The sequence below is a fragment of the Bradyrhizobium sp. USDA 241 genome, from assembly GCF_049739505.1.
Classification (GTDB): Bacteria; Pseudomonadota; Alphaproteobacteria; order Rhizobiales; family Xanthobacteraceae; genus Bradyrhizobium; species Bradyrhizobium liaoningense.
The window spans coordinates 2119926-2145363 of sequence record NZ_JBMGPZ010000004.1 but is presented as its reverse complement, the minus strand read 5'-3'; the positions used below and the strand labels follow the sequence as shown (position 1 = coordinate 2145363).

At 64.5% G+C, this 25438-nt stretch carries 20 protein-coding genes and 4 pseudogenes; 11 read left to right on the top strand and 13 right to left on the bottom strand.

Annotation, left to right across the window (positions count from 1 at the left end):
• Positions 1 to 6: 6 nt before the first annotated feature.
• A complete protein-coding gene (gene ispH, locus ABIF91_RS19945) occupies positions 7 to 975 on the bottom strand; it encodes a 4-hydroxy-3-methylbut-2-enyl diphosphate reductase (protein ID WP_028180278.1) in 969 nt (322 codons plus the stop codon).
• A gap of 265 nt (positions 976 to 1240) precedes the next feature.
• On the opposite strand from ispH, the gene ABIF91_RS19940 reads away from it, so the two are divergent.
• Entirely contained in the window at positions 1241 to 1936 is a 696-nt protein-coding gene (locus ABIF91_RS19940; protein WP_028180279.1) for a DUF1013 domain-containing protein, read from the top strand.
• Positions 1937 to 2191: 255 nt separating this feature from the next.
• Here the strand turns inward: ABIF91_RS19940 and ABIF91_RS19935 are convergent, their stop codons facing one another.
• The 5 genes from ABIF91_RS19935 to ABIF91_RS19915 form a co-directional block, all read right to left on the bottom strand.
• Positions 2192 to 2938: an OmpW/AlkL family protein gene (locus tag ABIF91_RS19935; RefSeq protein ID WP_028180280.1), complete on the bottom strand. Its 747-nt coding sequence runs from the start codon at positions 2936 to 2938 to the stop codon at positions 2192 to 2194.
• Positions 2939 to 3130: 192 nt separating this feature from the next.
• Entirely contained in the window at positions 3131 to 3391 is a 261-nt protein-coding gene (locus ABIF91_RS19930; protein ID WP_035671763.1) for a hypothetical protein, read from the bottom strand.
• 170 nt (positions 3392 to 3561) lie between these two features.
• Positions 3562 to 5484: a propionyl-CoA synthetase gene (locus ABIF91_RS19925; protein ID WP_424579321.1), complete on the bottom strand. Its 1923-nt coding sequence runs from the start codon at positions 5482 to 5484 to the stop codon at positions 3562 to 3564.
• A gap of 271 nt (positions 5485 to 5755) precedes the next feature.
• Positions 5756 to 7141 carry a tetratricopeptide repeat protein gene (locus ABIF91_RS19920; RefSeq protein WP_424579320.1) on the bottom strand — a complete coding sequence of 462 codons (1386 nt, stop codon included), beginning with the start codon at positions 7139 to 7141 and terminating at the stop codon, positions 5756 to 5758.
• Positions 7142 to 7254: 113 nt separating this feature from the next.
• Positions 7255 to 8013 (bottom strand): tetratricopeptide repeat protein, encoded by a 759-nt coding sequence (locus ABIF91_RS19915; RefSeq protein WP_035718209.1) that lies wholly within the window; start codon positions 8011 to 8013, stop codon positions 7255 to 7257.
• A 115-nt stretch (positions 8014 to 8128) separates the two neighbouring features.
• Here ABIF91_RS19915 and ABIF91_RS19910 point away from each other — a divergent pair, with 115 nt between their 5' ends.
• Positions 8129 to 9673 (top strand): cation:proton antiporter, encoded by a 1545-nt coding sequence (locus tag ABIF91_RS19910; protein WP_035671755.1) that lies wholly within the window; start codon positions 8129 to 8131, stop codon positions 9671 to 9673.
• Positions 9674 to 9728: 55 nt separating this feature from the next.
• A complete protein-coding gene (locus tag ABIF91_RS19905; RefSeq protein ID WP_028180286.1) occupies positions 9729 to 10499 on the top strand; it encodes a hypothetical protein in 771 nt (256 codons plus the stop codon).
• A 61-nt stretch (positions 10500 to 10560) separates the two neighbouring features.
• Here the strand turns inward: ABIF91_RS19905 and ABIF91_RS19900 are convergent, their stop codons facing one another.
• Positions 10561 to 11367, bottom strand: coding sequence for an SDR family NAD(P)-dependent oxidoreductase (locus ABIF91_RS19900; RefSeq protein ID WP_028180287.1), 807 nt, complete (start codon positions 11365 to 11367; stop codon positions 10561 to 10563).
• A gap of 142 nt (positions 11368 to 11509) precedes the next feature.
• On the opposite strand from ABIF91_RS19900, the gene ABIF91_RS19895 reads away from it, so the two are divergent.
• Positions 11510 to 12452, top strand: a protein-coding gene (locus ABIF91_RS19895) for an IS630 family transposase (RefSeq protein WP_424579183.1) whose coding sequence is annotated in 2 segments (ribosomal slippage) — positions 11510 to 11845 and positions 11847 to 12452 — 942 coding nt in all. Because the reading frame shifts where the segments join, the coding sequence is not laid out codon by codon here.
• A 5-nt stretch (positions 12453 to 12457) separates the two neighbouring features.
• Here the strand turns inward: ABIF91_RS19895 and ABIF91_RS19890 are convergent.
• From ABIF91_RS19890 to ABIF91_RS19875, 4 genes and pseudogenes are all read right to left on the bottom strand, one after another.
• Positions 12458 to 12844, bottom strand: coding sequence for a DUF1850 domain-containing protein (locus ABIF91_RS19890; protein WP_424579319.1), 387 nt, complete (start codon positions 12842 to 12844; stop codon positions 12458 to 12460).
• A complete protein-coding gene (locus ABIF91_RS19885) occupies positions 12805 to 14919 on the bottom strand; it encodes a TRAP transporter permease (RefSeq protein ID WP_035718211.1) in 2115 nt (704 codons plus the stop codon). The genes ABIF91_RS19890 and ABIF91_RS19885 overlap by 40 nt, the downstream gene beginning before the upstream one ends.
• A 160-nt stretch (positions 14920 to 15079) precedes the next feature.
• Positions 15080 to 16028, bottom strand: a pseudogene (locus ABIF91_RS19880) (TAXI family TRAP transporter solute-binding subunit).
• 360 nt (positions 16029 to 16388) lie between these two features.
• On the bottom strand, positions 16389 to 16868 hold the full coding sequence (locus tag ABIF91_RS19875) for a hypothetical protein (protein ID WP_028180290.1): 480 nt from the start codon (positions 16866 to 16868) through the stop codon (positions 16389 to 16391).
• Positions 16869 to 17061: 193 nt separating this feature from the next.
• Here ABIF91_RS19875 and ABIF91_RS19870 point away from each other — a divergent pair, with 193 nt between their 5' ends.
• Complete coding sequence (locus tag ABIF91_RS19870; protein ID WP_028180291.1) at positions 17062 to 17367, top strand: hypothetical protein; 306 nt, start codon at positions 17062 to 17064, stop codon at positions 17365 to 17367.
• A 163-nt stretch (positions 17368 to 17530) separates the two neighbouring features.
• Positions 17531 to 18939, top strand: a pseudogene (locus tag ABIF91_RS19865) (IS30 family transposase).
• A 62-nt stretch (positions 18940 to 19001) separates the two neighbouring features.
• Here the strand turns inward: ABIF91_RS19865 and ABIF91_RS19860 are convergent.
• Positions 19002 to 20213, bottom strand: a complete 1212-nt coding sequence (locus ABIF91_RS19860) for a hypothetical protein (protein WP_028182161.1) — start codon at positions 20211 to 20213, stop codon at positions 19002 to 19004.
• Positions 20214 to 20266: 53 nt separating this feature from the next.
• Positions 20267 to 20893: an NUDIX hydrolase gene (locus ABIF91_RS19855; RefSeq protein WP_028182162.1), complete on the bottom strand. Its 627-nt coding sequence runs from the start codon at positions 20891 to 20893 to the stop codon at positions 20267 to 20269.
• Positions 20894 to 20961: 68 nt separating this feature from the next.
• Here ABIF91_RS19855 and ABIF91_RS19850 point away from each other — a divergent pair, with 68 nt between their 5' ends.
• The 5 genes and pseudogenes from ABIF91_RS19850 to ABIF91_RS19830 all read left to right on the top strand — a co-directional run.
• On the top strand, positions 20962 to 21387 hold the full coding sequence (locus ABIF91_RS19850) for a PaaI family thioesterase (protein WP_028182163.1): 426 nt from the start codon (positions 20962 to 20964) through the stop codon (positions 21385 to 21387).
• A 162-nt stretch (positions 21388 to 21549) separates the two neighbouring features.
• Positions 21550 to 22560 (top strand): aldo/keto reductase, encoded by a 1011-nt coding sequence (locus tag ABIF91_RS19845; RefSeq protein ID WP_035669293.1) that lies wholly within the window; start codon positions 21550 to 21552, stop codon positions 22558 to 22560.
• A 15-nt stretch (positions 22561 to 22575) separates the two neighbouring features.
• A pseudogene (locus ABIF91_RS19840) lies at positions 22576 to 23218 on the top strand (tetratricopeptide repeat protein); the annotation flags it as partial.
• Between the two features lie 96 nt (positions 23219 to 23314).
• Positions 23315 to 24583 (top strand): IS256 family transposase, encoded by a 1269-nt coding sequence (locus ABIF91_RS19835; RefSeq protein ID WP_014497957.1) that lies wholly within the window; start codon positions 23315 to 23317, stop codon positions 24581 to 24583.
• Between the two features lie 27 nt (positions 24584 to 24610).
• Positions 24611 to 25282, top strand: a pseudogene (locus ABIF91_RS19830) (tetratricopeptide repeat protein); the annotation flags it as partial.
• Between the last annotated feature and the right edge of the window lie 156 nt (positions 25283 to 25438).

Below are 25438 nucleotides of genomic sequence, written 5' to 3'. Positions count from 1 at the left end.
AAAGATCTACTCGGCGGCAGCTTCGGGACGCACCTGACGCGGCAGCGGGAAGAACTCGTTCTCCTCCGCAGCCGAGACCGTCTCCACATGCAGCGTGTAGCGCTCGGCGAAGGCGTCCATGATCTCCTCGACGATCACTTCAGGCGCGGAGGCGCCCGCCGTGATGCCGAGGCTGGCGATGTTGCCGAACCTGGTCCAGTCGATGTCGGTGGCGCGCTGCGCCAGCACCGCGATCTCGCAGCCCTCGCGCTCGGCGACTTCGCGCAGGCGCTGCGAGTTCGACGAATTCGGCGCACCGACCACGATCAGGGCGTCCACCACCGGCGCCACCTTCTTCACCGCGAGCTGGCGGTTGGTGGTGGCGTAGCAGATGTCTTCCTTGTGCGGGCCGTTGATGTTCGGGAAGCGCTCCTTGAGCAGCGCCACGATCTCCGCGGTGTCGTCGATCGACAGCGTGGTCTGGGTCACGAAGGCGAGGTTGTTGGGGTCCTTCGGCGTGATCGTCTTGGCGTCCTCGGCGGTCTCGATCAGGGTCACGGCGCCCGGCGGAAGCTGGCCGAGCGTGCCGACCACTTCGGGATGGTGGGAGTGGCCGATCAGGAAGATCTCGCGGCCGCGCTTGAAGTGGATCGCGGCCTCGCGGTGGACCTTGGTCACCAGCGGGCAGGTCGCATCCAGCGAGAACAGATTGCGGGACTGGGCGTCGGCCGGAACCGACTTCGGCACGCCGTGCGCCGAGAACACCACCGGGGCGGTGGTGTTCTCCGGGATTTCAGCGAGCTCCTCGACGAAGATGGCGCCCTTCTTCTTCAACCCATCGACGACGTACTTATTGTGCACAATCTCGTGGCGAACATAGACCGGGGCGCCGTACTTATCGAGAGCCCGTTCCACAGTGTCGATCGCCCGGACCACGCCGGCACAGAAGCCGCGGGGAGAACAAAGCACGATCTTGAGGTCTGGTTTGGCTGACATTGAGCGATCTCGGGACCGAATCGCCCGTTTCGCCTTCTGGCGGGGGCGGTCGATGGATTGAACAGGGGCTTAAAACGGTCGGCTTGAACCCTACAGCGGTTCAAAGGGAATTGGGCCCCCTTTCGGGCGGTGTCAAGGCACTATCTATAGCAGAACCATTGCGTGGCTGCCCCCTCCCGGCTTATATAGCGCGAATTCCCTGTCATCGCCGATGACCACCGGTTTCGCCTCCAGAGGGGTGGGCGAAGCACAAAGGAGATTTGCCATGAGCAACGCACCTCTGATGCCCAAGGCGACCGCCGTCTGGCTGCTCGACAACACCGCGCTGACCTTCGACCAGGTCGCCGATTTCACCAAGATGCACCCCCTCGAGGTCCGCGCGATCGCCGACGGCGACGCCGCCCAGGGCATCAAGGGCATGGATCCGCTCTCCAACGGCCAGCTGACCCGCGAGGAGATCGAGAAGGGCGAGAGGAACCCGGATTACCGGCTCCGCCTGCAGGAGAGCAAGGTGGTGCTGCCGCCGCAGCCCAAGCGCAAGGGACCGCGCTACACCCCGGTCTCGCGCCGCCACGAACGTCCGAGCGCCATCCTCTGGCTGCTGCGCAACCATCCGGAACTCAAGGACGCCCAGATCATGCGCCTGGTCGGCACCACCAAGAGCACGATCGCGAGCGTGCGCGACCGTACCCACTGGAACACGTCGGCGCTGACCCCGATCGACCCCGTCACCCTCGGCCTGTGCTCGCAGATCGAGCTCGATTTCGAGGTGCAGCGCGCTGCGAAGGAAAAGCCGATCGATGCAACCTATGGCGGCGCGACCCTGCTGCCCGCCTCCGAGACCACCCGCAAGGACGAGTACGAGCCTGCGGAAAAGTCCAGCGACGATCTCAATGTTGACGCCGTGTTCGCCAAGCTGAAGACGCTCGGCGGCAAGAAGCACGAAGACGAGGAGGAGTAGCTCCTCTCTCGTTCATTCACCATCGAATGCAAATGCGGCGGGAAAACCCGCCGCATTTTTGTTTCGTGTATACCACCCTCGGTGGGTCGTCCCCGCGAACGCGGGAACCCATAACCCCAGAACGTAGTTTGGCGAAGACTTGTCGTTTGGTACTTCTACCAACAACAACCGATAAATTCCGCGGTATGGGTCCCCGCGTTCGCGGGGACGACAGCGGAATTTGTCGCGACGCCAATGCCCTCTTTTGGCGCGCTCTCAGAACTTGTACGTCACACCCGCGCCGACCAGCCACGGATCGATATGCGCTGTGCCGGTGACCGGCAGGCCGGAGACGGTCGCCGAGTAGTTCGGACGCAGCCAGAGCTTCTTGACGTCGACGTTGAGACCCCAGTGCCGGTCGATCATGTAGTCGAAGCCGAACTGGACGGCGCCGCCCCAGGCGTTGCTGACGTGCAGGTTGGTGGTGGTGGCGACGATCGCGGGCGGGCCGGCGATTGCAGCCGGCGCATTCGCGGCGGAGTTGTTGAAGAACACCGTGTAATTCACGCCGGCGCCGATATAGGGCTTGAACGCGCCGAAATTGTCGAAGTGATACTGCAGCGTCAGCGTCGGCGGCAGCAGCGTGGTCTTGCCGATCGGCAGGTTTGCCAGCGAGCCGGTGCCGCTGATCGAGTGCCTGGTCACGCCGAGGATCAGCTCGGCCGCGATGTTCTTGGTGAAGAAATAGCTGATGTCGAGCTCGGGAACGACCTGATCGCTGATCGAGAGGCCGGAATTCGGCGACGAGAGCGAGGGCACGCCCGCCACGTTCACGCTGCTGCCGCCGCCATCGGGCAGCACGCCGAGCGCGCGCAGGCGGATCATCCATGGATTGAACGCCTCTACCGGCGGCGGCGCCTTCTTGTAGACCGGCAAATCGGCAGCCTGCGCCGAGGCAAAGGTGCCCACCAGCATCGCGCCAATCGTGGCGAGCCGCGCCAGGTTTCTCGTCGTTCTGTGCATTTCAATCCCCTTCAGCCATCTCTCGCGCATCGTTGCGCGACATCAGCGTCAGAGCAGAAAGGGGATGGTGAAGGATTTGATGCCGATCAAATCAGGACAAGCGCGCCACGATTTGGTCGAGGCGTTGCAGATGTGTCACGAAAAGCACCAACGCACGGCGCGTGGAGCGGCACCATGATGCCGCGCCTCACATCACGGCCGCTCGGGATTGTTCAGCATGTACTCGCCGAGATCGCGCTGGCGGCGGTCGGCGCGGGCGATGGCGGCATTGCGCTGGACGTCACGGTCCTTGCGGCAGGCCACGTATTCCGGCGAGCCCTGCGCATTGCCACGGCTCAGGCAGACCGCGTCATCGTCGTCACCGCCCATCGCCACCGGCGTCTGGTAGCGCGCGGAGCAGGCGGAGAGCATGAGGCCCGCAAATACGATGGCAAGACACGACTTCGAATTCATGGCAGCTCTTTCGTCCTCATGGTGAGGAGCCCGCGCAGCGGGCGTCTCGAACCACGAAAGGCCCGGATGCAGCAGCGGGGCCTTTCATCCTTCGAGCCGCGCGCAGGGCGCGCTCCTCAGGATGAGGGTTGAGCGGAAAAATGCGGCCTATTCAAGCCCCATCGGGACCGTCACACCCTCCCCTTCAGCGCCTCCCCGATCTCCTCGAGCGCCTTAGGATCCTCGATGGTCGCCGGCATGGTCCAGGATTCGCCGTCGGCGATTTTCTTGATGGTGCCGCGCAGGATCTTTCCGGACCGCGTCTTGGGCAGGCGGCCGACGGTGATGGCGAGCTTGAAGGCGGCGACCGGGCCGAGCTTGTCGCGCACCAATGCGACGATCTCCTTCTCGATCTCGGCCGGCGGGCGCTTCACGCCCGCTTTCAGCACCAGGAAGCCGCAGGGCACCTCGCCCTTGATCGCGTCCTTGACGCCGAGCACGGCGCATTCGGCAACGTCGGGATGCGAGGCCAAAATCTCCTCCATGCCGCCGGTCGAAAGCCGATGGCCGGCGACGTTGATGATGTCGTCGGTGCGGCCCATGACGAAGACATAGCCGTCCTCGTCCTTGTAGCCGGCATCGGAGGTTTTGTAATAGCCGGGGAATTCGCTGAGGTAAGCCTCCTTGAAGCGCTCGTCCTGATTCCACAGCGTCGGCAGACAGCCCGGCGGCATCGGCAGCTTGATGACGATCGAGCCCATGGTGTTGGCGCCGACCGGCTTTGCCGCTTCATCGACGACATCGACCTGGTAGCCCGGCATCGGCACCGTCGGCGAGCCGTGCTTCACGGGCAGCATGCCGAGCCCGACCGGATTGCCGGCGATGCACCAGCCGGTCTCGGTCTGCCACCAATGGTCGATCACCGGCACCTTCAGCTGCTGCTCCGCCCATTCCACCGTCGGCGGATCGGCGCGCTCGCCGGCGAGAAACAGCGTGCGGAATTTGGAGAGGTCGTACTGCCGGATGAATTTTCCTTCCGGATCGTCCTTGCGGATGGCGCGGAATGCGGTCGGAGCGGTGAAGAAGGCCACCGCCTTGTGCTCGGAGATCACGCGCCAGAACGCGCCGGCATCGGGCGTGCCGACCGGCTTGCCCTCGTACATGATCGAGGTCGCGCCATGAAACAGCGGGCCGTAGACGATGTAGCTGTGGCCGACCACCCAGCCGATGTCGGAGCCGCACCACCAGACCTCGCCCGGCTTGACGCCATAGAGGTTGAACATCGACCATTTCACCGCGACGAGGTGCCCGCCATTGTCGCGCACGACGCCCTTCGGCACGCCGGTCGTGCCCGAGGTGTAGAGGATGTAGAGCGGATCGGTCGCGGCGACAGGCACGCAGGGTGCCTTCTTGCCGTCGTTCAGCGCCTTGCGGCGCAGGCTGGCCCAGTCGTAGTCGCGGCTTGGCGTCATCTCGCAGGTGAGCTGCGGACGCTGCAGCACGATACAGGCTTTCGGCTTGCTGCCGGCGAGCCTGATCGCCTCGTCGAGCAGCGGCTTGTAATGCACGATACGGCCGGGCTCGATGCCGCAGCTTGCGGCGAGGATCAGCTTCGGCTGCGCGTCGTCGATGCGGGTGGCGAGCTCTTTCGCCGCGAAGCCGCCGAACACGACGGAGTGCACCGCGCCGATGCGGGCGCAGGCCAGCATCGCGACCACCGCTTCCGGCACCATCGGCATGTAAAGGATGACACGGTCGCCCTTGGCCACCCCGAAGTCCTGCATGACGGCGGCGAGCGCCTGGACCTCGTTCAGCAGTTCGGCATAGGTGAGTTTTGTGACCGAATTGGTCAGCGGCGAATCATGGATCAGCGCGACCTGGTCGGCGCGTCCGCGTTCGACATGGCGGTCGAGCGCGTTGTAGCAGGTGTTGACGACGCCGCCGGCGAACCAGCGGCCGTAGGTTCCTTGCGAGGGATCGAAGATCCTGGTCGGAGGCTCGATCCAGTCGATCTCCTTCGCCGCCTCGGCCCAGAAGCCGGCGGGATCGGCCAGCGAGCGCGCATGAACCTCATGATAACGACTTTTGCCGTCGGCGTTCCCTTGGACGTTCATTCCCGCGCTCCCGTGCCTTTATGTCGCCTGCCCTTGACCCTTGTGGCAGGACAGGCGCCCCGCCATGACCAGGATCAATTGCCGGCCTTGTTGTGAAGCTATTTTCGCGGGAACGGGCCGCGGTTCAAGCTCAAAAGGATGGGCCTTTCGGGGAAGACACAACCACCGCCGCGCGGGCGGTGCGCCCGCTCGCCCCGCTTGCGGGGGGCGGGGTCTCCGGAAGGACGGTGGCGGTTCGACTCGAGGAGAGACGGCGAGTTCGGAACGCTTCTCAGCTCTCCATCGCGTTCAGCTTCTGCAACCGCTGCTGCATGATCTTCTTCAGATCATAGTCGGGGCGGCCGAAACTGGCGTTGCGCGTGGCCAGGAAATCGCGCTGCGTCCTGCGCAATTCGCCGGCCGAGCGCTTGTTCGCCAGCTTCAGCACGCGCTCGTAGGCCTCGGCGATCCGGCGGTCGAGCACGCCGAGCTGGGGATCGGCACAGATGACCTTCTCGACCTCGCGCTTCGCCGTCGCGCAATCGAACGACGAGCCGTTGCCGGAAACCGCATTCAGCGGACGCAGCGGCTCGGCACCGAACTTCGCGATCTCGGCGATCATGGCGCGGCGGCCGTTGGCTGCATTCTCATTGCCCGGATCGAGCTTCAGCGCCGTCTCGTAGTCCGCCAGCGCCTTCTTGCGCTCGCCCATCTTCTTGTAGAGCACGGCACGATTGTTGTAGGTCTTCGCAAAATTCGGATCGAGCTCGAGCGCGGCGTCATAGTCGCTCAGCGCGGCCCCGAGCTCGCCCTTGAACTGGTAGGAATCGCCGCGGTTGGTCAGGAAGTTGGCGCGCCGCTCACGCCTGATCGCTTCGTCGTAATCGGCGATGGCCTTGTCGTACTCACCCATCGCGGCATAGGCGAGGCCGCGATTGTCGTAATATTCCGGCACCTTCGGATCGAGCCTGATGGCCGCGGTTTTGTCGGCGACCGATTTGTCGTTCTGGCCGAGCTTCTTCCAGGCCGCACCGCGGTTGGTGTAGGTGCGAGGCCGGTTGGGGTCGAGCCGCAGGGCCTCGTCGAAATTCCTGATGGCCTTCTCGTTGTCTCCGCCGAGATAATAGGCCACGCCACGATCGGACCAGGCCTGCGCATCGTCCGGCTTCAGCTTGATGGCCTGATCGTAGTCGGCGAGCGCGCGGTCGAGCCGGCGCTGATTGGTGTAGACCACGCCGCGCGACTCGTAAGCCTCCGCATCCTGCGGATCGAGCTCGATCGCCCTGGTCAAATCGGCCGCAGCGCGGCTGAGATCGCCGCCGGCCTCGCGCAGGAGGTCGCCGCGCAGGCGCCAGGCCTTTGCGTTCCTGCCGTCGAGCGCGATGGCGCGATCCAGATCGCGCAGCGCCTGCGATTGCCCTCCAAGGGTTCGCGCATTGGCTTCGGCGCGGACAACGAGGGCCACGCTGCGATCGGAGGCCGGATTTACAGTCTTGTCGATGATGGCGCTGCATGCCGCAATCAACTCTGCCGGGGCAGCCTTGCTGCCCAGCACGCACTCGGTACTCGCCGAGGCTGGGGAAGCGAGAACAAGGCTCATTGCCGCGCTGAGGAGAAAGGCGCGAAGCAAGATTTTAGCAGGCGAAAGCGCTTGCGCGGAGGCTTGAGTGCCGCACATGACATTGGGCTCCGTGACGTCGGGTTCTCACCGTTGTCGCAGCCGGCAAGGGATGGGTTCAAATCGGGTCCGTCCGCGCCGTCATGGCCGGGCCTGCCTCCGGCGAAGGCCCGTCAATATCCGCCCACCCCGTTCAGCCGCTGCAACCGCTCCTGCATCGCCTTCTTGAGATCATAGCCCGGCCGGCCGAAACCGGCATTTCGGCGCGCGATGAATTCATCCTGCTCGCGCTGGAGTGCCTTTGCTTCATCCGCATTGCGCGCCGTGCGAATCACGCGCGCGTTCGATGCAAAAATCTCCCGGTCGAGATCGGCGAGCTCGCGATTGCCGCAAATCGCCCTTTCCACCGCGCGGCGCGCTCGCGCGCAATTGAAGCTGGGCTTGCCGGCGACCGCCATCTGCGCGCCGATCCGCTCGAGCTCGCGCGCCATCGCCTTGTGATTGGCCTTGGCCTTCGCGTGGTTCGGATCGATCTTGAGTGCTGCGCCGAAATCCTGCACCGCCTTGGGCTTGTCGCCCTTCTTCAGCCAGAGCTCGCCGCGCGCGTTGAAGATGTCGGCGAGGGTCGGATCGAGCAAAAGAGCGCGGCTGTCGTCGGCGATCGCACGGTCGACCTGGTCGTGCCGCGCCAGCAGTGCGCCGCGCGCGATCAGCGCCTTGATCAGATCCTCCTTTGCCGTCTTCTCATTGTCGATCACGGCAGCACAGGCGGTGGCCGCCTTGTCCACATCGTCGTCCGCGGTCGCCGCGAGGCAGAGCTCGACATCGACCTGCGTCACCGCAACCGGGTCGCCTCCGGTCGCAGCATCGGCCGCGGCGAGCGAGAGTGCGTAAAGCAGCCCGGCGCCGAACAGGTGAATGAGAGAACGCATGCTCGTTGCAGTTGGAGAGACTTGTCTTATGGTCTTGCCTTGGCGCCGTACTATCCATCATACGGCCGGTTTGGTGCTAGCTTGTGGCGCCGCTCAGATCGTCTCGGGGATCATCGTGTCGACATTCGAATGGATCATTGCACTTCTGCTCGGCGCTGTTGCCTTATCGGCGCTGGCGCGGCGGATCAAGGTCCCTTACCCGACCTTTCTCGCCATCGGTGGCGCCTTGATCGCCTTCGTGCCGTCCAGTCCGTCCTGGGCGCTGGAGCCGGACCTGGCCTTGGCCCTTTTTGTCGCACCGGTCCTGCTCGATGCCGCCTTCGACACCTCGCTGCGCGATCTACGGAACAACTGGGTTCCGGTCTCGACCCTGGTGGTCGCCGCAGTCGGCCTGACCACGGCCGCCGTGGCCTATGTCGCGCACCGGCTGATGCCCGACATGCCCTGGGCCGCCGCGGTCGCGCTCGGCGCGATCGTGGCGCCGCCGGATGCGGCCGCTGCCGTCGCAATCCTGAGCCAGGTGAAGCTGCCCCACCGCATGGTGAAGGTGCTGGAGGGCGAGAGCCTGCTCAACGACGCCAGCGCGCTTCTGATCTATCGCATCGCCGTCGGCGCGGTCGCCACCGAGCACCTGACATGGAGCCAGGTCGCGCCGACCATGGCGCTGGGCCTGGTCGGCAGCGTCATCGCCGGCCTGGTCGCGGCCCGCATCATCCTCCCCATCATGGAGCGCGTGAAGGAGGCCCCGAGCGCCATCATCGTGCAGTTCGCCACCACCTTCATGATCTGGATCGCCGCCGAGCATCTCGGCCTCTCCGGCATCCTCACCATCGTGGTCTATGCCATCGCGATCGCGCGCACGGCGCCGGCACGCATGCCGGCGCGGCTGCGCGTGCCGTCCTATGCGGTCTGGGAGACGATGGTGTTCGTGCTCAACGTGCTTGCCTTCATGCTGATCGGCATGCAGATGCGGCCGATCTGGACGCGGCTGGACGCGGACGTGCGCTGGGAATATTGCGTGGCCGCCGGCTGGATCCTGCTCACCGTGGTGCTGGTACGGCTGTTCTGGGTGACGTTCTACCGCGCCACGTTGCGCGCGCTGGTCGCGCGCGGGATCTACCATCCGAAGGATCCGAAGCAGGTCGCCTCGGCGAAGGGCGGACTCATCATCTCCTGGTGCGGCATGCGCGGCCTCGTCACGCTGGCCGCCGCCTTTGCCCTGCCCGAGAACTTTCCCTATCGCGACTTCATCGTCTTCATTGCGTTCGCCGTGGTGCTGGGTTCGCTGGTGATCCAGGGCCTGACGCTGCGGCCGCTGATCCTCGCCTTCAACCTCGAGGACGATGATCCGGTCGGAGTCGAGGTCGCGCGCGGGCGCGCGGTCGCCTATCGCGCAGCGCTCGATGCGATCGAGAGCGATCCGTCGGAGGAGGCGGAAATCCTGCGGCTCGAGTATCGCGCCATCCTGATGCAGGCCAAAACCGATCCGAACGGCGGCATCGCCAATGGCGAATTGCCCGCCGATCCCCTGCGCCGCCGCGCCATCGAGGCCGCGCGCAAAGCGATCTTCGACCTCCGCACCACCGAGGTGATCGGCGACGACGCGTTTCATCGTCTGGAGGAAGAGCTCGATCGCGCAGAATTGAGCGCAGGCGGATAGACCGACGACGATGGTGGGGTTTGAACCAAACCTCGCCTTCCCAGACTCACTCCAGATGACAACTCTGATCGACGACCGTCGTGTGCGCGCGCGTGATGCGTCGCCTGCACGATATTTTTATCTCCACATGGCCCTGGCCTGCGCGGCCACCGCCTTTCTCGGCTTCGCACCGACCTATTGGGTGCCGCTCGCCAACCGGACGCTCTCCGCAAGCCCGGTGATTCACTTTCACGGACTCTTGTTCTTCACCTGGTCGCTCTATTTCGCGCTCCAGACCTGGCTCGCGGCCTCGGGCCGCGTGGTCAATCACCGCTCGCTGGGCATTGCCGGCGTATCGCTCGCGACCGCGATGACGATTTTCGGCTTCCTCGCCTCGGTGCACGTGATGCAGCATTCCGCTGCGCTCGGGCAGAAGGAAGCCGGCATCGGCTTCTCGATCGTGCCGATGAGCGGAATCGCGTTCTTCGCCGTCGTGTTCGTGCTGGCGATCATGAACACGCGCAGACCGGAGGTCCACAAGCGCCTGATGCTGCTGGCGGCGGTCTCGATCCTCGATGCCGCGATCGCGCGCTGGTTCCTGACCCTCCTCGCCCCTCCCGGACCGCCCGGCCCGCCGCCGGTGCCCGTGACGATTGCGCCGGCTGTCGTCGCTTCCCTGCTGCTCGTCGTCGCCATGGTGCGCGACTGGCGCAGCGAAGGCCGCGTGCATCCGGTCTACATCTACGGCACGCTCGCGCTATTGGCGGTGAAGGTGCTGAACTGGCCGGTCAGCGAGAGCGCCGCGTGGCATGCCTTCGCCGGCGGCATCCTGGCGCTGGCGCAGTAATCACCGCTGTCGTCCCGGATCGGCGCGCGCTTGTACGGGACGACAGCGGAGTATGAGGCGCTTACGCCCCCGCCTTGCACGTGATCCCGCCGTCGACCACGAGCTCGATTCCCGTCACGTATTTCGACTCGTCCGAGGCCAGGAACAGCGCGGCGTTGGCGACGTCGAAGGCATCGCCCATGTGGCCCATAGGCACCTGCGCATCGCGCGCGCGCCACATCGCTTCCACGTCGCCCTTGGCGTAGCTGGCGGCAAGACCCGCTGAATGCTCGACCATCGGCGTCTTCATCAGGCCGGGCAGGATCGCGTTGACGCGGACATGATGGCGCGCGAACTCGATCGCCGTGGTGCGCGTCATCTGGTTCATCGCCGCCTTCGAGGTGCCGTAGGTGACGTAGGAAATGCCCATGTGGCGGATCGAGGCGATCGAGGAGATGTTGATGATCGAGCCGCCGCCCTGCTTCACCATGACGGGGATGACATGCTTCATGGCGAGATAGGCGCTCTTGAGGTTGACGCTGAAGACGCGGTCCCAGCTTTCCTCGCTCACCTCGACCACGCTGCCCATCTCGGCGATGCCGACATTGTTGTCGAGCACGTCGATGCGGCCATAGGCCTTCAGGCACGCTGCGACCATCGCCTCGATCTCGCTTGCGCGCGACACGTCGGCGGTGAACGCCGTCGCCTTGCCGCCTTCCTCGGTGATGATCTTCGCGGTCTCCTCGGCCGCAGCACCGTTGCGATCGACGCAAAACACCTGCGCGCCCTCACGCGCGAACGTCACCGCGGTCGCCTTGCCATTGCCCCAGCCAGGGCCGATCGAGCCGGCGCCCACCACCATCGCAACCTTGCCCTTGAGCCTATCCATCGTGATCTCCCCTATTTCTCTTGTTGTTCGCAGATGCTCATTGTGGTGACGTTAGAGCGTGATGTTTTTGACTGGAATCGGGGTTCCCAGAGCGGGCGATTTCTGATTCAAGCTCCATGCTGGAGTGCGGAGGCCAGCATGGATGACGCGCCCCTATTCGGAAGACATCCGTGAACGCGCCTTGGCTCGCGCTGACGCGGGCGAGACGGTTCGTTCGATCGCAGAGGCGCTACAGATCAGCCCCTCGTGCGTGACGAAGTGGAAGAACCTAAGGCGTGATACCGGAGGCCTGGCGCCCGGCCAGATCGGCGGCCACAAGAAGCGGGTTCTGTCGGATGCCAACGCCGACTGGCTGCGCAAACGCATTCGCTCGGGGCCATTCACCTTGCGCAAGCTGACGCAGGAGCTGGCTGCACGGGGGATCAAGACAGACGTGCGGGCGGTGTGGACTTTTGTTCACGCCGAGGGGCTCAGCTTCAAAAAAAACGCTTCTACCAGCCGAGCAGGATCGCCCAGACGTCGCCCGTAAGCGGACCCGATGGAAAGCGCATCAAGGCAGGATTGACGTCACGCGGTTGGTTTTCATCGACGAGACGTGGATCAAGACCAATATGGCGCCGCTACGCGGCTGGGGGCCTTGTGGGCAGCGCCTCCAAGCATCTGCACCTTTCGGCCATTGGAAGACCATGACCTTCATCGCGGCGCTGCGTCATGATCGGATCAGTGCGCCTTGGGTGATTGATGGTCCCATCAATGGTGAACTCTTCACGCTGTACGTCGAGAAGGTGTTGGCACCCACCCTCGCACCGGGCGAGATCGTCGTTCTCGACAATCTTGGCAGCCACAAGGGCAAAGCGGCTCGCCAAGCTATCCGCGCCAGAGGAGCCCACCTTATCTTCTTGCCGCCCTACAGCCCTGACCTCAACCCGATCGAGCAGGTCTTCGCCAAACTCAAACACCTCATGCGATCCGCAGAACCTCGTGACGTGGAGGCAACCTGGCGGAAGGTTGGTGAACTCCTCGATCTCTTCTCCCAGGAGGAGTGCACCAACTACTTCAAAAACTCAGGCTATGGTTCCGTGTAAATACATCATGCTCTAGCACCGATCGGATGGCCGACAATCTCCGACAATGTCCGGCACTTCCCGTCATGGCACAACCGCCACTCCCCGGCCGCTCCGGAATTACCGAGCACGACCTCGTGCATCGGCGGACGCTGCGGCCGCCATTGAAACCAGCCATCGACCAGCCGCGCCTCGGGCGGCGGCTCCATGCCGGGGCCGGTGCCCTTGACGCGGGCCTGCATCAGCTCGAGGCCTGCAGGCGTGACACGCCAATCTTCCTGCCATTCGACCTTCGCGACCGAATGCGTCCAGGCCAGCGTGAAAGCGGACAGGGCCAGCGCCTTCACACCTGACGCCGTTGCGAAGCAGAGGCTCACGCCGCCTCGACCGCCGCTGGCGGGCGCTGCCGCCATTGCCACAGCGCCAGCGCAGCAGCGAGCACGAAGCCCGCGGTGTCGCTGAATGGGAATTCGCCGAGCAGGCAGAACGCAGCGCCGAGCGCGACCAGGCGCTCGATCAGCGTCAGCCGCGTGAACAGGAAGCCGATCGCGACCATGCCGAACAGGCCGATCGCCACCAGCGCCTTGGTGGCGGCCAGCGCCACGGCGCCATAGAAGCCGAGCTTAGCCGCCATGGGATCGCCGGCCTGGAGCATCAGAGCCGGCGAGTAGACGAAGATGAAGGGGATGACGTAACCGGCGAGCGCGATGCGCATCGCCTCCCAGCCGATCTTGTCCGGGTTCTCCTTGGCGATCGGTGCCGCCGCCAGCGCGGCGAGCGCCACCGGCGGCGACAGATCGGCCATGATTCCGTAGTAGAACGCGAACATGTGGCTCGCGATCAGCGGCACGCCGAGTTTCGCGAGTGCCGGTGCGGCGAGCGCGGCGGTGATGATGTAGGTCGGGATGGTCGGAATGCCGGTGCCGAGCAGGATCGACAGCAGCATGGTCATGACCAGTGCCAGGAACAGGCTCTTCTCGCCGAGCCCGATCACCCAACCACCGAAGATGGTGCCGACGCCGGTCTGCGACATCATGCCGATGATGACGCCGACGATGGCGCAGGCCATGCCGACGGTGATGGCGGATTTGGCGCTCTCGGCCAGCGCATCGCGGCAGGCACGCAAGGCTGCAAAGCCGCCGCGGACGAAAGCCGTGATCACGATCAGGCCGACCACGACGCTTGCGACCGGCACGATCTGAAGGCCGTCGCGCGACAGCGCAGCGACCACGAGCGCAAGTCCGATCCAGAAGATGTAGCGAATCGCCGTCGCGGAGACGCCGGTCGTGATGGCAGTGCCAAGAATCAGCGTCACGGTCAGCGCAAGGCCCATGCTGCCGGCATAGAGCGGCGTGAAGCCCTCGAACAGCATGTAGACGAGGGCGGCGAGCGGCAGCACGAGATACCAGCGCGTCACCAGCGCCTTCCAGGCGCTCGGGATTTCCGAGCGCTTCATGCCGACGAGACCGTGCTTGCCGGCCTCCAGATGCACCATCCAGAAGGCTGAGGCGAAATACAGAATCGCGGGGATCGCGGCGGCCTTGACGATCTCCGAGTACTGGACGCCCAGCGTCTCCGCCATGATGAAGGCGACCGCGCCCATCACCGGCGGCATGATCTGGCCGCCCATCGACGCCGTCGCCTCGACGCCGGCGGCGAAGGCGCGGCGGTAGCCGAATCTGATCATCAAGGGAATCGTGAACTGGCCGACAGTGACGACGTTGGCGACGCCCGAGCCGGAGATCGTGCCCATCATGCCCGAGGCGAACACCGCGACCTTGGCAGGTCCGCCGCGGGTGCGGCCGAACAGGCCGAGCGAGACGTCGGTGAAGAGCTGGATCATGCCGGCACGCTCGAGGAACGAGCCGAACAGGATGAACAGGAAGATATAGGTCGCCGACACGTAGATCGGCACGCCGTAGAAGCCTTCGGTGCCGAACGACAGATGCGTGACGATCTGGTCGAAATCGTAGCCGCGATGGTTGAGCGGCGACGGCAGGTACTGGCCGAAGAACCAGTAGACCAGACACGCGCCGCACATCAGCGGCAGCGCTGCGCCCATCAGGCGCCGCGTGCCCTCGAAGATCAGCACCGCGAGCAGCGTGCCGACCACGAGATCGAGCCGGGTCGGATCGCCGTCGCGCGCGATCAGGTCGGCGTAGAAGATCCACTGGTAGAGGCCGCAGAGGAAGCCGGCTCCGCCGACCACCCAGCCGAGCGCACGGCCGAAATTACTCTTCGCGGTGAAGTTCGCGATCAGGCCGAAGGTGAGCAGAACGAGGAAGCCGACATGGACGCCGCGCACCACCTGGCTCGGCAGATAGTTGAAAGCGGCGACATAGAGCTGGAAGGTCGCGAACGCGATGCCGATCCAGTAGGCGAGCAGTCCCCACCAGCCCGGACCGAAGCCTTCCGGGAAGCCATGCTCGAAATTATCGAACTCGACCTTGATGGGGGCAGCTTCAGTGCCCTCTGCCTTTTCCAGCATCCAATTCGTTCCCAACCATCAGCGCATATAACATGGGCAGAGCGTCTCCAGACCGTCATGCCCGGGCTTGTCCCGGGCATCCACGATCTTTCTCGCCTAGCCTCAGAACGTGGATGGCCGGGACAAGCCCGGCCATGACGTACGACAGCGAGAGCCGATCTTACTTGATCAGCCCTTTTTCCTTGTAATACCGGATCGCGCCGGGGTGCAGCGGAACCGGGCTGCCATTGGCTGCGGTCTCGAGCTTGATCTCCTTGCCGGCCGCATGGGCGTTGACGAGTTCTGGCAGCGACTCGTAGACCAGCTTGGTCATCTGATAGGCGAGATCGTCCGACACGGCGGAGCTCGTGACGAGATAGTTGATCACGGCCGCAGTCGGCACGTCCTTGTCCTGACCGGTATAGGTCTTGGCCGGAATGATCGCCGAGACGAAGGGCGGGCCGATCTTGTCGACGGTTTCCTTCGGCACCGACACCACAGTGATCGGGCTTGACGTCGACAGGTCCTTCAGCGAGGCGACGCCGAGCCCGGCCGATTGCAGCGTGGCGTTGAGCTGCCGGTTCTTCATGAGATCGACCGATTCGGCGAAGGGCAGATATTCGACCTTGCCGAGATCCTTGTAGCTCATGCCGGCGGCCGCGAGGATCGCGCGCGAGTTCAGCTCCGTGCCGGACTTCGGCGCGCCGACCGACAGGCTCTTGCCCTTGAGGTCGGCGAGCGTCTTGATGCCGCTTTCGGCGGTCGCGACGATCTGGATGTAGTTCGGGTAGATCGCGCCGATGGTCCGGAGCTTGTCGAGCTTGGTCTTGAAGCCGGCCTCCTCCTCGCCGTCCCAGGCCGCTTTCAGCGAGTCGCCGAGCGTGAACGCCAGCTCGCCGCGGCCCTGCTGCAGCAGGATCAGATTCTCGACCGACGCCTTGGTGGCCTGCACCTGCGTCTTCACGTTCGGAATTTTGTCGCCGTAGATCTTCCCGATTGCGACGCCGAGCGGATAGTAGACGCCCGAGGTGCCGCCGGTCAGGCACGTTGATGAAGGATTGCGCATGCGCGCAGGGCGCCGACGCCGCCAGAGCAAGAGCCGCGGCCACGCCGAAAATCGTCCGTTTCATGGTTGTTGTTCTCCCCAAACCGGCGGCGAAATTGGCTGGATGAGGGGTGCGGGTCAACCCATCCAAAAGACAAAACAGGACTGCGGCGAACGGCCGATCCGGCTTGACATCTGGGGAACTCGGCGGCTGCGGCGAGTTGGCGCAGCACGAGGCCGGTGCTGCGTCAGATGCGATGGCTGGAGCGGCTTGCTCGGTCACCTCTCCCGTGTGCGGGAGAGGTCGGCGCGTCCGGGCGATGCGCAGCATCGTCCCGCGCGCCGGGTGAGGGTTCTCTCCTCTAAGGGACTATCCCATCGTGGAGACACCCTCTCCCCAGCCCTCCCCCGCAAGCTGGGGAGGGAGCGCACCGTCGCTGGCGCTCTACTGGAACGTCATGTCCAGGCACTTCGAGATGTCGGAGCCGAGGCCGGAGGAGATGATGATACAGCCGCGCACTTTCTGCGCAGTGACGTCGGCGGCCCAAACCGAATAGCCGCCGGGGCCGAAGAACGAATTGGTGTTCGGCGGCTCGGTCTCGGTCGCGTCGAAATCATATTTGCCGTCGGTCTCGAAGATACGCGGCTTTTTGGTGCAGCCGCCGTCCGTCTGGACGTTGATGACCTCCTTGTTGTCGCGGGTCAGAGCCAGGGAAACCTGGCAGCGGAAATATTCCGAGGTCTTGGTGTTGAAGAGATAGGTGTAGGACTTGCAGGTCGCCGTGTTCAGCTTGCCCGGGGCGAGGCCGCGGCTGCAGGAAATGCGCTGATTATGGCTGAGCTGGTAATCATCGGCCCGGGCCGCCGGCGCCATCGCCGCCAGCGACAATGCAGCAGCCCAGCAAAGCTTGATCACATGGCGCATCCGAATCATCCCTACCAGTAATTTTGTCGAATTGCGTTCTAGATGGAAAGCGGAACATAGTCGCGAGGGGACGAAGGGAAAATCACAAGCTACTGGGCAAGACGTGATGCGCTGCGGCGCTTTCGCAAATTGACCCGGTCGCGCCGTTCGTGATTTGTTCAAGCCTGGAATGTCCCGACCCTGGGAGGATGGGATGACGGCATTTTCAACCAAGACATTTGCAATCGTAGCCGCGCTCGGCGCATGCGCAGGGCCCGCATTGGCGCAGACCGGAGCGACGCCCTGGGAGCTCAAGCCCGACATGGGCTATGCCTATGACAGGGACGGCAAAACCTATTCCTACAAAATGGGTACCAGCAACGCCGGCGAGCTCCTGAAGGGAGCCAAGAAGGTGCCGAAGGGCACGCTGTTCTTCATCGGCCAGAACGGCCAGCTCTACATGCGGAGCGGCCCTTATCTGGAGGGCGACGGCAAGTTCAAGTTCGGGCCGGATCAGTAAAGTCTGATCGGCTGTCGCCGATTGCCGCACCACGCACTCGGTGTCATCACCCGCGAAAGCGGGTGATCCAGTATTCCAGAGGCCGCAACAATTGAATCGAGAGGCTGCGGCGTACTGGGCGGATTCAAGCGGTCGTCGCAACACCAAGAAGTTGGAGGTTGCGATGAAAGTTTTAAGTCGACGTTCGGCCCGGTCAGGACGGGCGCCATTGCCATCGCCAGGCCGGTCGTCTGCGGCTGGACGCGATGAACAGAATAGATTTTGGAAGGCGATTGCCTCAGGGCAAAGCAGCGAAGATGCTGCGCTTGCGGCCGGACTATCGCAACCTGTCGGAAGCAGATTGTTCCGAAAGGCAGGGGGCATGCCACCAGCGATGTTCAGATCTTCGGCCAAGGCTCTCTCCGGGCGCTACCTTTCATTGGCTGAACGCGAGGAAATCGCCCTACTCAGGGTGCAGGACCATTCTATACGGGAGATCGGGCGCCGCTTGGGGCGGGATGCTTCGACGGTCTCCCGTGAACTGCGGCGGAACGCGGCCACCCGCGGCGGTGGGTTGGAGTATCGGGCAACAACTGCCCAATGGCATGCGGATCGATCTGCCCGCCGGCCCAAGTCGACCAAGCTTGCGCTCAATGCAACCTTGCGCACTTATGTAGAGGAGAGACTTGCCGGCGGCGTCGTAGCCCCGAGCGGGGCTCATGTTCCTGGTCCGGCCGTTCCGTGGAACGGCCGCCGACATGGCCGGCGAAAGGATCGACGATGGGCCAAAGCCTGGAGTCCTGAGCAGATTGCCCGACGCTTGCCGATCGACTTCCCGGACGACAAGACGATGCGCATCAGCCACGAAGCTATCTATCAAGCTCTCTTCGTTCAGGGCCGTGGGGCGCTGCGCAGCGAGCTGACCGCCTGCTTGAGAACCGGGCGTGTATTGCGGATGCCCAGGGCGCGCATACGCAGGCGAGGCAAGGGCTTTGTCTCGCCGGAGATCATGATCAGTGAGCGCCCTGCTGAAGCTGCCGATCGAGCAGTGCCGGGACATTGGGAGGGAGACCTCATCCTCGGTCTTGGCAGCTCGGCAATCGGCACGCTGGTCGAGCGCACGACGCGCTTCACGATGCTATTGCACCTTCCCCGATTGGTGGGGCATGGCGAAGCTCCGCGCGTGAAGAACGGACCTGCGCTCGCGGGACACGGAGCCGAAGCCGTGCGCGACGCGATCTCGCGCACCATCATCAATTTGCCCGAAGAACTACGTCGCACGCTGACTTGGGATCAAGGAGCCGAAATGGCTCAGCACGACCGCCTCAAGATCGATGCAGGCATCCAGGTCTACTTCTGCGACCCGCAAAGCCCTTGGCAGCGCGGCACTAACGAGAACACCAACGGGCTGCTGCGGCAGTACTTCCCGAAAGGCACAGACCTGAGCGTCCACAGCGCCGACGAGATATCCGCTATAGCAGCGGCCCTCAATGCCCGACCGAGAAAGACGCTGGGCTGGAAAACGCCGGCAGAAGCGCTTGACGAACTACTGCCTTGAGTGAAAAACAATTTGGTGTTGCGACGACCGCTTGAATCCGCCCTGGATGCCCCGGTCGAGCCGGGGCATGACAGCGTAGAACGTGGCGGACTGAGGGCTAAAACGCCCCCGCGAGCTCCCGCGCGCCGGCTTTGCTGCTGTTCGAGTCCATCCGCTCGTCGGTCACCGCGAGCAGCTTGGCCACCGTGTTGTGGCGGATCGCGACCGGATTGCGCTCGTAGCCGCCGCGCTGGAAGAAGTTCGAGGTCGGCACCTTCTCGCGCATCGCCTGCGGCATCGTCACCATGTCGAGACCGGTGCCATCGCCGGTGAGGTTCATCATCTCGAGCTCGGCCGCGGAGAGCGGTCGGGTATAGCCCTTGGCGCGGGCGAACAGCACCGACGTCAGCAGCTTGTGGGTCTGCAGCATCGGGCCGATATCGACGTCGAGCACCATCGCATGCATCGCCCAGCCCTGCGGAGTGTTGCCGATCTTCTCGTGCTCCGACCAGGTGTCGGGCACCGACTTCGCATGTGCCACCATCTTCCTGAGCACGGCGAGCTTGTGCTCGAGCGCATGCCGCGCCGGCCCCGAGGTCCGCGCCACTTTCTCGGAAAGCGCACGGATGAGTTCATGGCCCTGCTCGGCCAACAGCTCGACGCTGTTGGTGGTCAGGAGTTGATTGTAGCCCATCGCGGTCGAGATCGCGCGCTTGCCGCCATGCTCGATGCCCGCCTGCACGTCGTAACTGCCGGTGCCGCCGGTTTCGAACGAATAGACCCGCACCGCCTGCTCACGCGTCAAGCCGTTGGCCAACGCGTAGCGCGCATAGGCGCGCTTGAACTCGAGTTCGCTGGTCGGGCGCTGCGGCGTGAACTGGTAGAGCTCCTGCGCCGCGCGCAGGAAATCGGCAACCACCGGAATAGGCTTTCGCGGCGGCCGCTCCGGCGTTTCCTCCGGCTCCGGGTTCACCGGGCGCTTCGGCCCGGCATAGAGCGGCGGATGCTCCAGGACGTAATCGTCCAGCGTGATCTGCTGTCCATTGCGCCGCTTGGCGTTGCGCGCCTTCCGCTTCTCGGAGATCTGGCTCCAATAGGCGCCGGCCTCGGCATCGAAGGCCGCGCGCGCAGCCTGATATTCCGCGAGCTTGCGGCGATATTCGAGCACGGCCGGCGAGACACCTTGCGCGAAGAACTGCGACAGCAGCTGGGCGTTGGCATTGCGAACGGCCGGCGGCAGCGCGTCGGCTTCGGCGCCGGGCGCGGCGGGTGAGATCAGGACAAGCGCGAATGGAACCAGCGCTAGGCTTCTTCGAATCGAACGATGCATGCTACTCTCTTAGCAGGCATCCGGTAACCGTCACGTTAACGCGCCGTTTACCATCACTTCCAGGCAAATACCGGTTGTTCCAGGTCGGTGACGCGGGTATGCCGCCCCGCCAGCACCTCGCGGAACTGGTAGATCAGCGCCGCCGTCGGGGCGTGGATCAGGCTCATCTGGTGATGGAAGCGGATTACGCGGCGGCTGCTTTCGGGGATCGCGACGAAATCGAAAGCGTCCTCGCGCTCGATGGTCGCCAGCGCGATGCGATGCACGGACGCGACCTCCTCCGGGTTCGGCCGGATCGCGGCGCTGTCAGCAGCCCAGACCACGACCGGCGTGATCAGATAACCGGACCGCGTCGGGTAATCGTCGAGCGTGCCGAGCACATCCGCATTCGTGAGGCGAAGGCCGAGCTCCTCATCGAGCTCACGCAGCGCCGCTTCGACCGGCGTCTCGCCGGGATCGCATCGGCCGCCCGGCAGCGCCCATTGACCGCGATGGGCGCGCAGATGCGACGCGCGCAGCGTGAGTAGCAGCGCAGTGTCGTCGCCCTCGCTCGCGGTTAGCGCGACCGCCACCGCGGCGCGCTTCAGCGTCGCTTGCGCATCATCCTCCTGCAGGCGTGTGAAGGCCGCGCAGGCATCCGCGATATTCCGCCGTGTGGCATCATCGAACGGTCTCATGATGCTTGACTACACCACGTCCGGCCCCGATGAAATGCGCTCGCAAGGCCCGCACAGGAACGGACGACGACATGACCACCAAGGCCGCCGCAAGGCTGAAATCAGACGGCTGGAGCATCCTGGAGACCACGGGCTTCCTCCACCTCGTCGGTCCCTTGTGGGAGCGCAAGGTCGACGGTCATTACGAGTTTGCCCTCGCGACCGAAGACAAGCACCACAACCGCCGCGGCATGGTCCAGGGCGGCGTGATGATGACCTTCGCCGACCGCACCTGCGGCATGACGGCCCGCTATGTCTCCGGCAAGGAATATCTGGCGACGGTGCAGCTCGACACCCACTTCGTCGAGGCCGGCCAGATCGGCGACATCCTGATCTCCCGCCCGCGCGTGGTACGCTCGACCCGCACCCTGATTTTCATGAGCACCGAAGTCAGCGTGGACGATCGTTGCGTCGTGATGGCGAATGGCGTGTTCAAGATATTGAAGGGGCCGGCGTAGGCGAAGCGGTCAGGCCGCCACCGCCCTCTCCGTGTCGTTGCGAGCGCAGCGAAGCCATCCATGGCTCTCTCCGCGGACGCAGCTCTGGATTGCTTCGCCGCGCTCGCAATGACGGAACCGGATGGCTATGCTGCGCCCTATCGCAGCGTTGAGGACCCGCCCATGCAATACCGCCAACTCGGCCGCAGCGGCCTGAAAGTGTCGCCGATCTGCCTGGGCACCATGATGTTCGGCGGGCCGACCGATGAAGCCGCATCGAAGCGGATCATCGACAAGGCACACGGCGCCGGCATCAACTTCATCGATACCGCCGATGCCTACTCAAAAGGCGCATCCGAAGAGGTGGTCGGACGCGCGATCGGCAACAACCGTCACGCCTGGGTGCTCGCCACGAAGCTCGCAAACCCCATGGGCAACGATCCCAATCGCGGCGGGCTGTCACGACGCTGGGTCTTGCAGGCCGCCGACGAAAGCCTGACGCGGCTCGGCACCGATCACATCGACATCTACTATCTGCACAAGGAAGATCACGCGACACCGCTGGAAGAGACGGTGCGCGCGATGGGTGACCTGATCCGCGCGGGCAAGGTGCGCTATTTCGGCGTCTCCAACTACCGCGCCTGGCGCGTTGCCGAGATCTGCAACATCTGCGACCGGCTCGGCATCGATCGACCCGCGGTGAGCCAGCCTTATTACAACGCCATGAACCGCATGCCGGAGGTCGAGCACTTCCCGGCCTGTTCCTACTACGGTCTCGGCATCGTGCCCTATAGTCCCTTGGCGCGCGGCGTGCTCACCGGCAAGTACAAGCCCGATGCAGTCCCCGACAAGGAGACGCGCGCGGGCCGCAACGACACCCGCATGATGCAGACCGAATGGCGGCCGGAATCGCTTCGCCTCGCGCAGGAGATCAAGACGCACGCGGAGAAGAGGGGCATCACCGCCGGCCAGTTCGCGGTCGCCTGGGTGCTGAACTCCGCCTTCGTCTCGTCGGTGATCGCCGGACCCCGCACCGAGGAGCAATGGGACGGCTACATCGGCGCGCTCGACTATCGTTTCACCGCGGATGACGAGGCCCTGGTCGACCAGTTGGTGACGCCGGGCCATCCCTCGACGCCGGGCTACAACGACCCGGCCTATCCGATCGAAGGCCGCCGCGCGCGGACGGCGTGAGAACGAGAGACGACGATGCCGCTTGAAGACCGCTACGGCCTGCCCCTCTCCACGACCTCGGACGAGGCGGCAGCCGCCTATCGCGAAGGCGTCGACCTCATGCTCGCGGGCTGGACCGGCACGGCGGAGACGCTGGATCGCGCGATCGCGACCGACCCGGATTTCGCACTTCCCCTTATCGCCCGCGCCCGCGTGCATGCCTTCTACCAGCAGGGCGATCTCGCGCGGCAAAAGGCGACGCTCGCGCGCGAGCTGGTGACGAAGCGCGGCACCGAGCGCGAACGCTCGCATGTCGAGACGCTGGCGCTCGCGATCGAGGGCCGGCTGCCCGAGGCGATCGCATCGACGCTGAAGCACATCGACGCATGGCCGCGCGACGCCGTGGTGCTCTCGCTGCCGCTCGGCGCTTTCGGCCTGTTCGCATTCTCCGGCATGGCCGACCCGGCACGAGCTCTGCGAGCGCGTCGCGCGGCATTATGGCGAGGACTGGTGGTTCCTCACCATGTCCGGCTGGGCGATGACGGAGAATGGCGACGTCGCCCGCGGCCGCGCCGTCACCGAGCGCGGCTTCAATCTGCGCCGGCAGAACGCCCATGCCGCACACGCGGTGCTGCATGCGATGTTCGAGGACGGCTCGATCGATGCGGCCGACCGCCTCGGAGCTATGCGGGAAACTGGGTGATGACGGAATGAGATAGGCGGCGTATCGAGGCGGGTGTCGAGCCTGCCAGAACCTCAAGGAGAGCGATACGCCATGAACGAGCATAGCAACATTGTCCCACTGCGTCAGCCCGATGAGATCGACGATCCACTGACGAATATTTTGCGATCTGGAGCTCGGCAGCTGCTTGCGCAGGCTGTCGAGATGGAAGCCGAGGCGTTTCTCGCCGCGATGAAGGGCTTGAAGCTTCCCGATGGCCGCGACCGCCTCGTGCGACACGGCCATGGTCCAGTGCGGACGATCCAGACGGGGATCGGCGCCGTCGAAGTCGCCCGGGTAAAGATTCGCGATCGCGCGGTGACCAGCGATGGCGAGCGGATCCGCTTCACCTCGGCGATCCTGCCGTTGTGGGCACGGCGCACGAAGAGCTTGGATGCACTTTTGCCGGTTCTGTACCTGCGAGGCATCTCGACGGGCGACTTCCAGGAGGCGCTGGCGGCGCTCTTGGGCAAGGATGCGCCGAATCTTTCTCCGGCGGTGGTTTCCAGACTGACGACGGAGTGGCAGCTCGAGTACGAGCGTTGGCAGAAGCGCGATCTGTCGGCGCGCCGGTACGTATACGTGTGGGCGGACGGCGTCTTCCTGCAGGCTCGCATGGAAGACCACAGCGAATGCATGCTGGTGCTGATCGGCGCGACGCCGGAAGGCAAGAAGGAACTCATCGGCTTCCAGGTCGGCGTGCGCGAGAGCACGCAGAGCTGGCACGAACTGCTCGTCGAGGCGAAAACCCGAGGGCTGAAGATCGCCCCGGAAATCGCCGTCGGTGACGGCGCGCTCGGCTTCTGGAAGGCGCTCGACGAGGTCTTTCCCGCCACGCGACATCAGCGGTGCTGGGTGCACAAAACCGCGAATATCTTGAACAAAGTCGCAGTGTCGGTACAGGCCAGCATGAAGAAGGATCTGCGCGAGGTCTATTTGGCGTCCAACCGAGCTTCGGCCGAAGTGGCGATCGATGTCTTTGCCGAGAAATACGGAGCGAAGTACGACAAGGCGGTCGAGTGCCTGACGAAAGATCGCGACGCAATGCTTGCGTTCTACGAATTCCCCGCCGAGCATTGGGACCACTTGCGGACGACGAATCCCATCGAAAGCGTGTTCGCGACGGTCCGGCACAGAACGGTGCGCACGAAAGGTTCGTTATCGTCAACGACTGCCAAGTTGATGGTGTTCAAGCTGCTCTGCGCCGCATCAAAGACCTGGCGGCGGCTGAAAGGCACAAATCAGTTGCCGAAGGTCAGCGCAGGTGTCAGATTCGAAAACGGCATCGAGGTCATCCAAGTGCCGGAAAACCACGCCGCCTGATCGCCTCGTCACCCAAAATCCCGCATAGCTCACCGCCTCGTCGACCAATGGATCCCGACTTACGACCGCGCCGGAATCCTGCACAGCCATATCCGCTGGCACCAGGCGCTCGGCGCGCTCGAACATGGCGATGCGGCGCGGGCGCTGTCGATCTATGCCGACGTGCTTCAGCCCTCCGCCACCCAGGCGCCGCCGCTCAACGTCGTCACCGACAGCGCCTCGCTGCTCTGGCGCCTGTCGGCCTACGGCCATGCCGTGCCGAAAGCGCTGTGGCGCGAGGCTGATGCTGCCGCGCAAAAGCTGTTTCCGAAGTCGAGCCTGTCCTTTGCCGACGTCCACATGGCGCTGTTCGCGGCCGCCACGCAAAACCGCGAGGCGCTCGCCGCGCGCCTTGGGGCGATCGAGCAGCGGCTCGCTGACGGCAAGCTGCCCGCCGGTCCCGTGGTACCGGCAATCTGCCGCGCGCTCCTGGCTTTCGCCGATGAGGATTACCGGGCTTGCGTCCAGGTGCTCGCGCCGGTCCTCGGCGAGGTCGTGCGCATCGGCGGCAGCCATGCCCAGCGCGAGCTGATCGAGGACACCTTTATCGTCGCGCTCATGCGCAGCGGTGAGCTGCCCCGCGCCCGCGCCCTGCTGGATGCCCGCCTGCACCGCCGGCCCTCGCTTCGGGATTCGCGCTGGCAGGCGGCGACAGGCTAGCTCCGCCACGAAAAAAACACTGCCCTGATGGCATGTGCCGGCTATACGGGTTGGGCAATTTGGGCAAAGCGCCGTCGGGGGTGACGCGGTGGTATTCCAGGCGGGAATTGCGGTGCAAACGGGATCGCAACCAATTTGCGGTTCGATGGTTGTCGG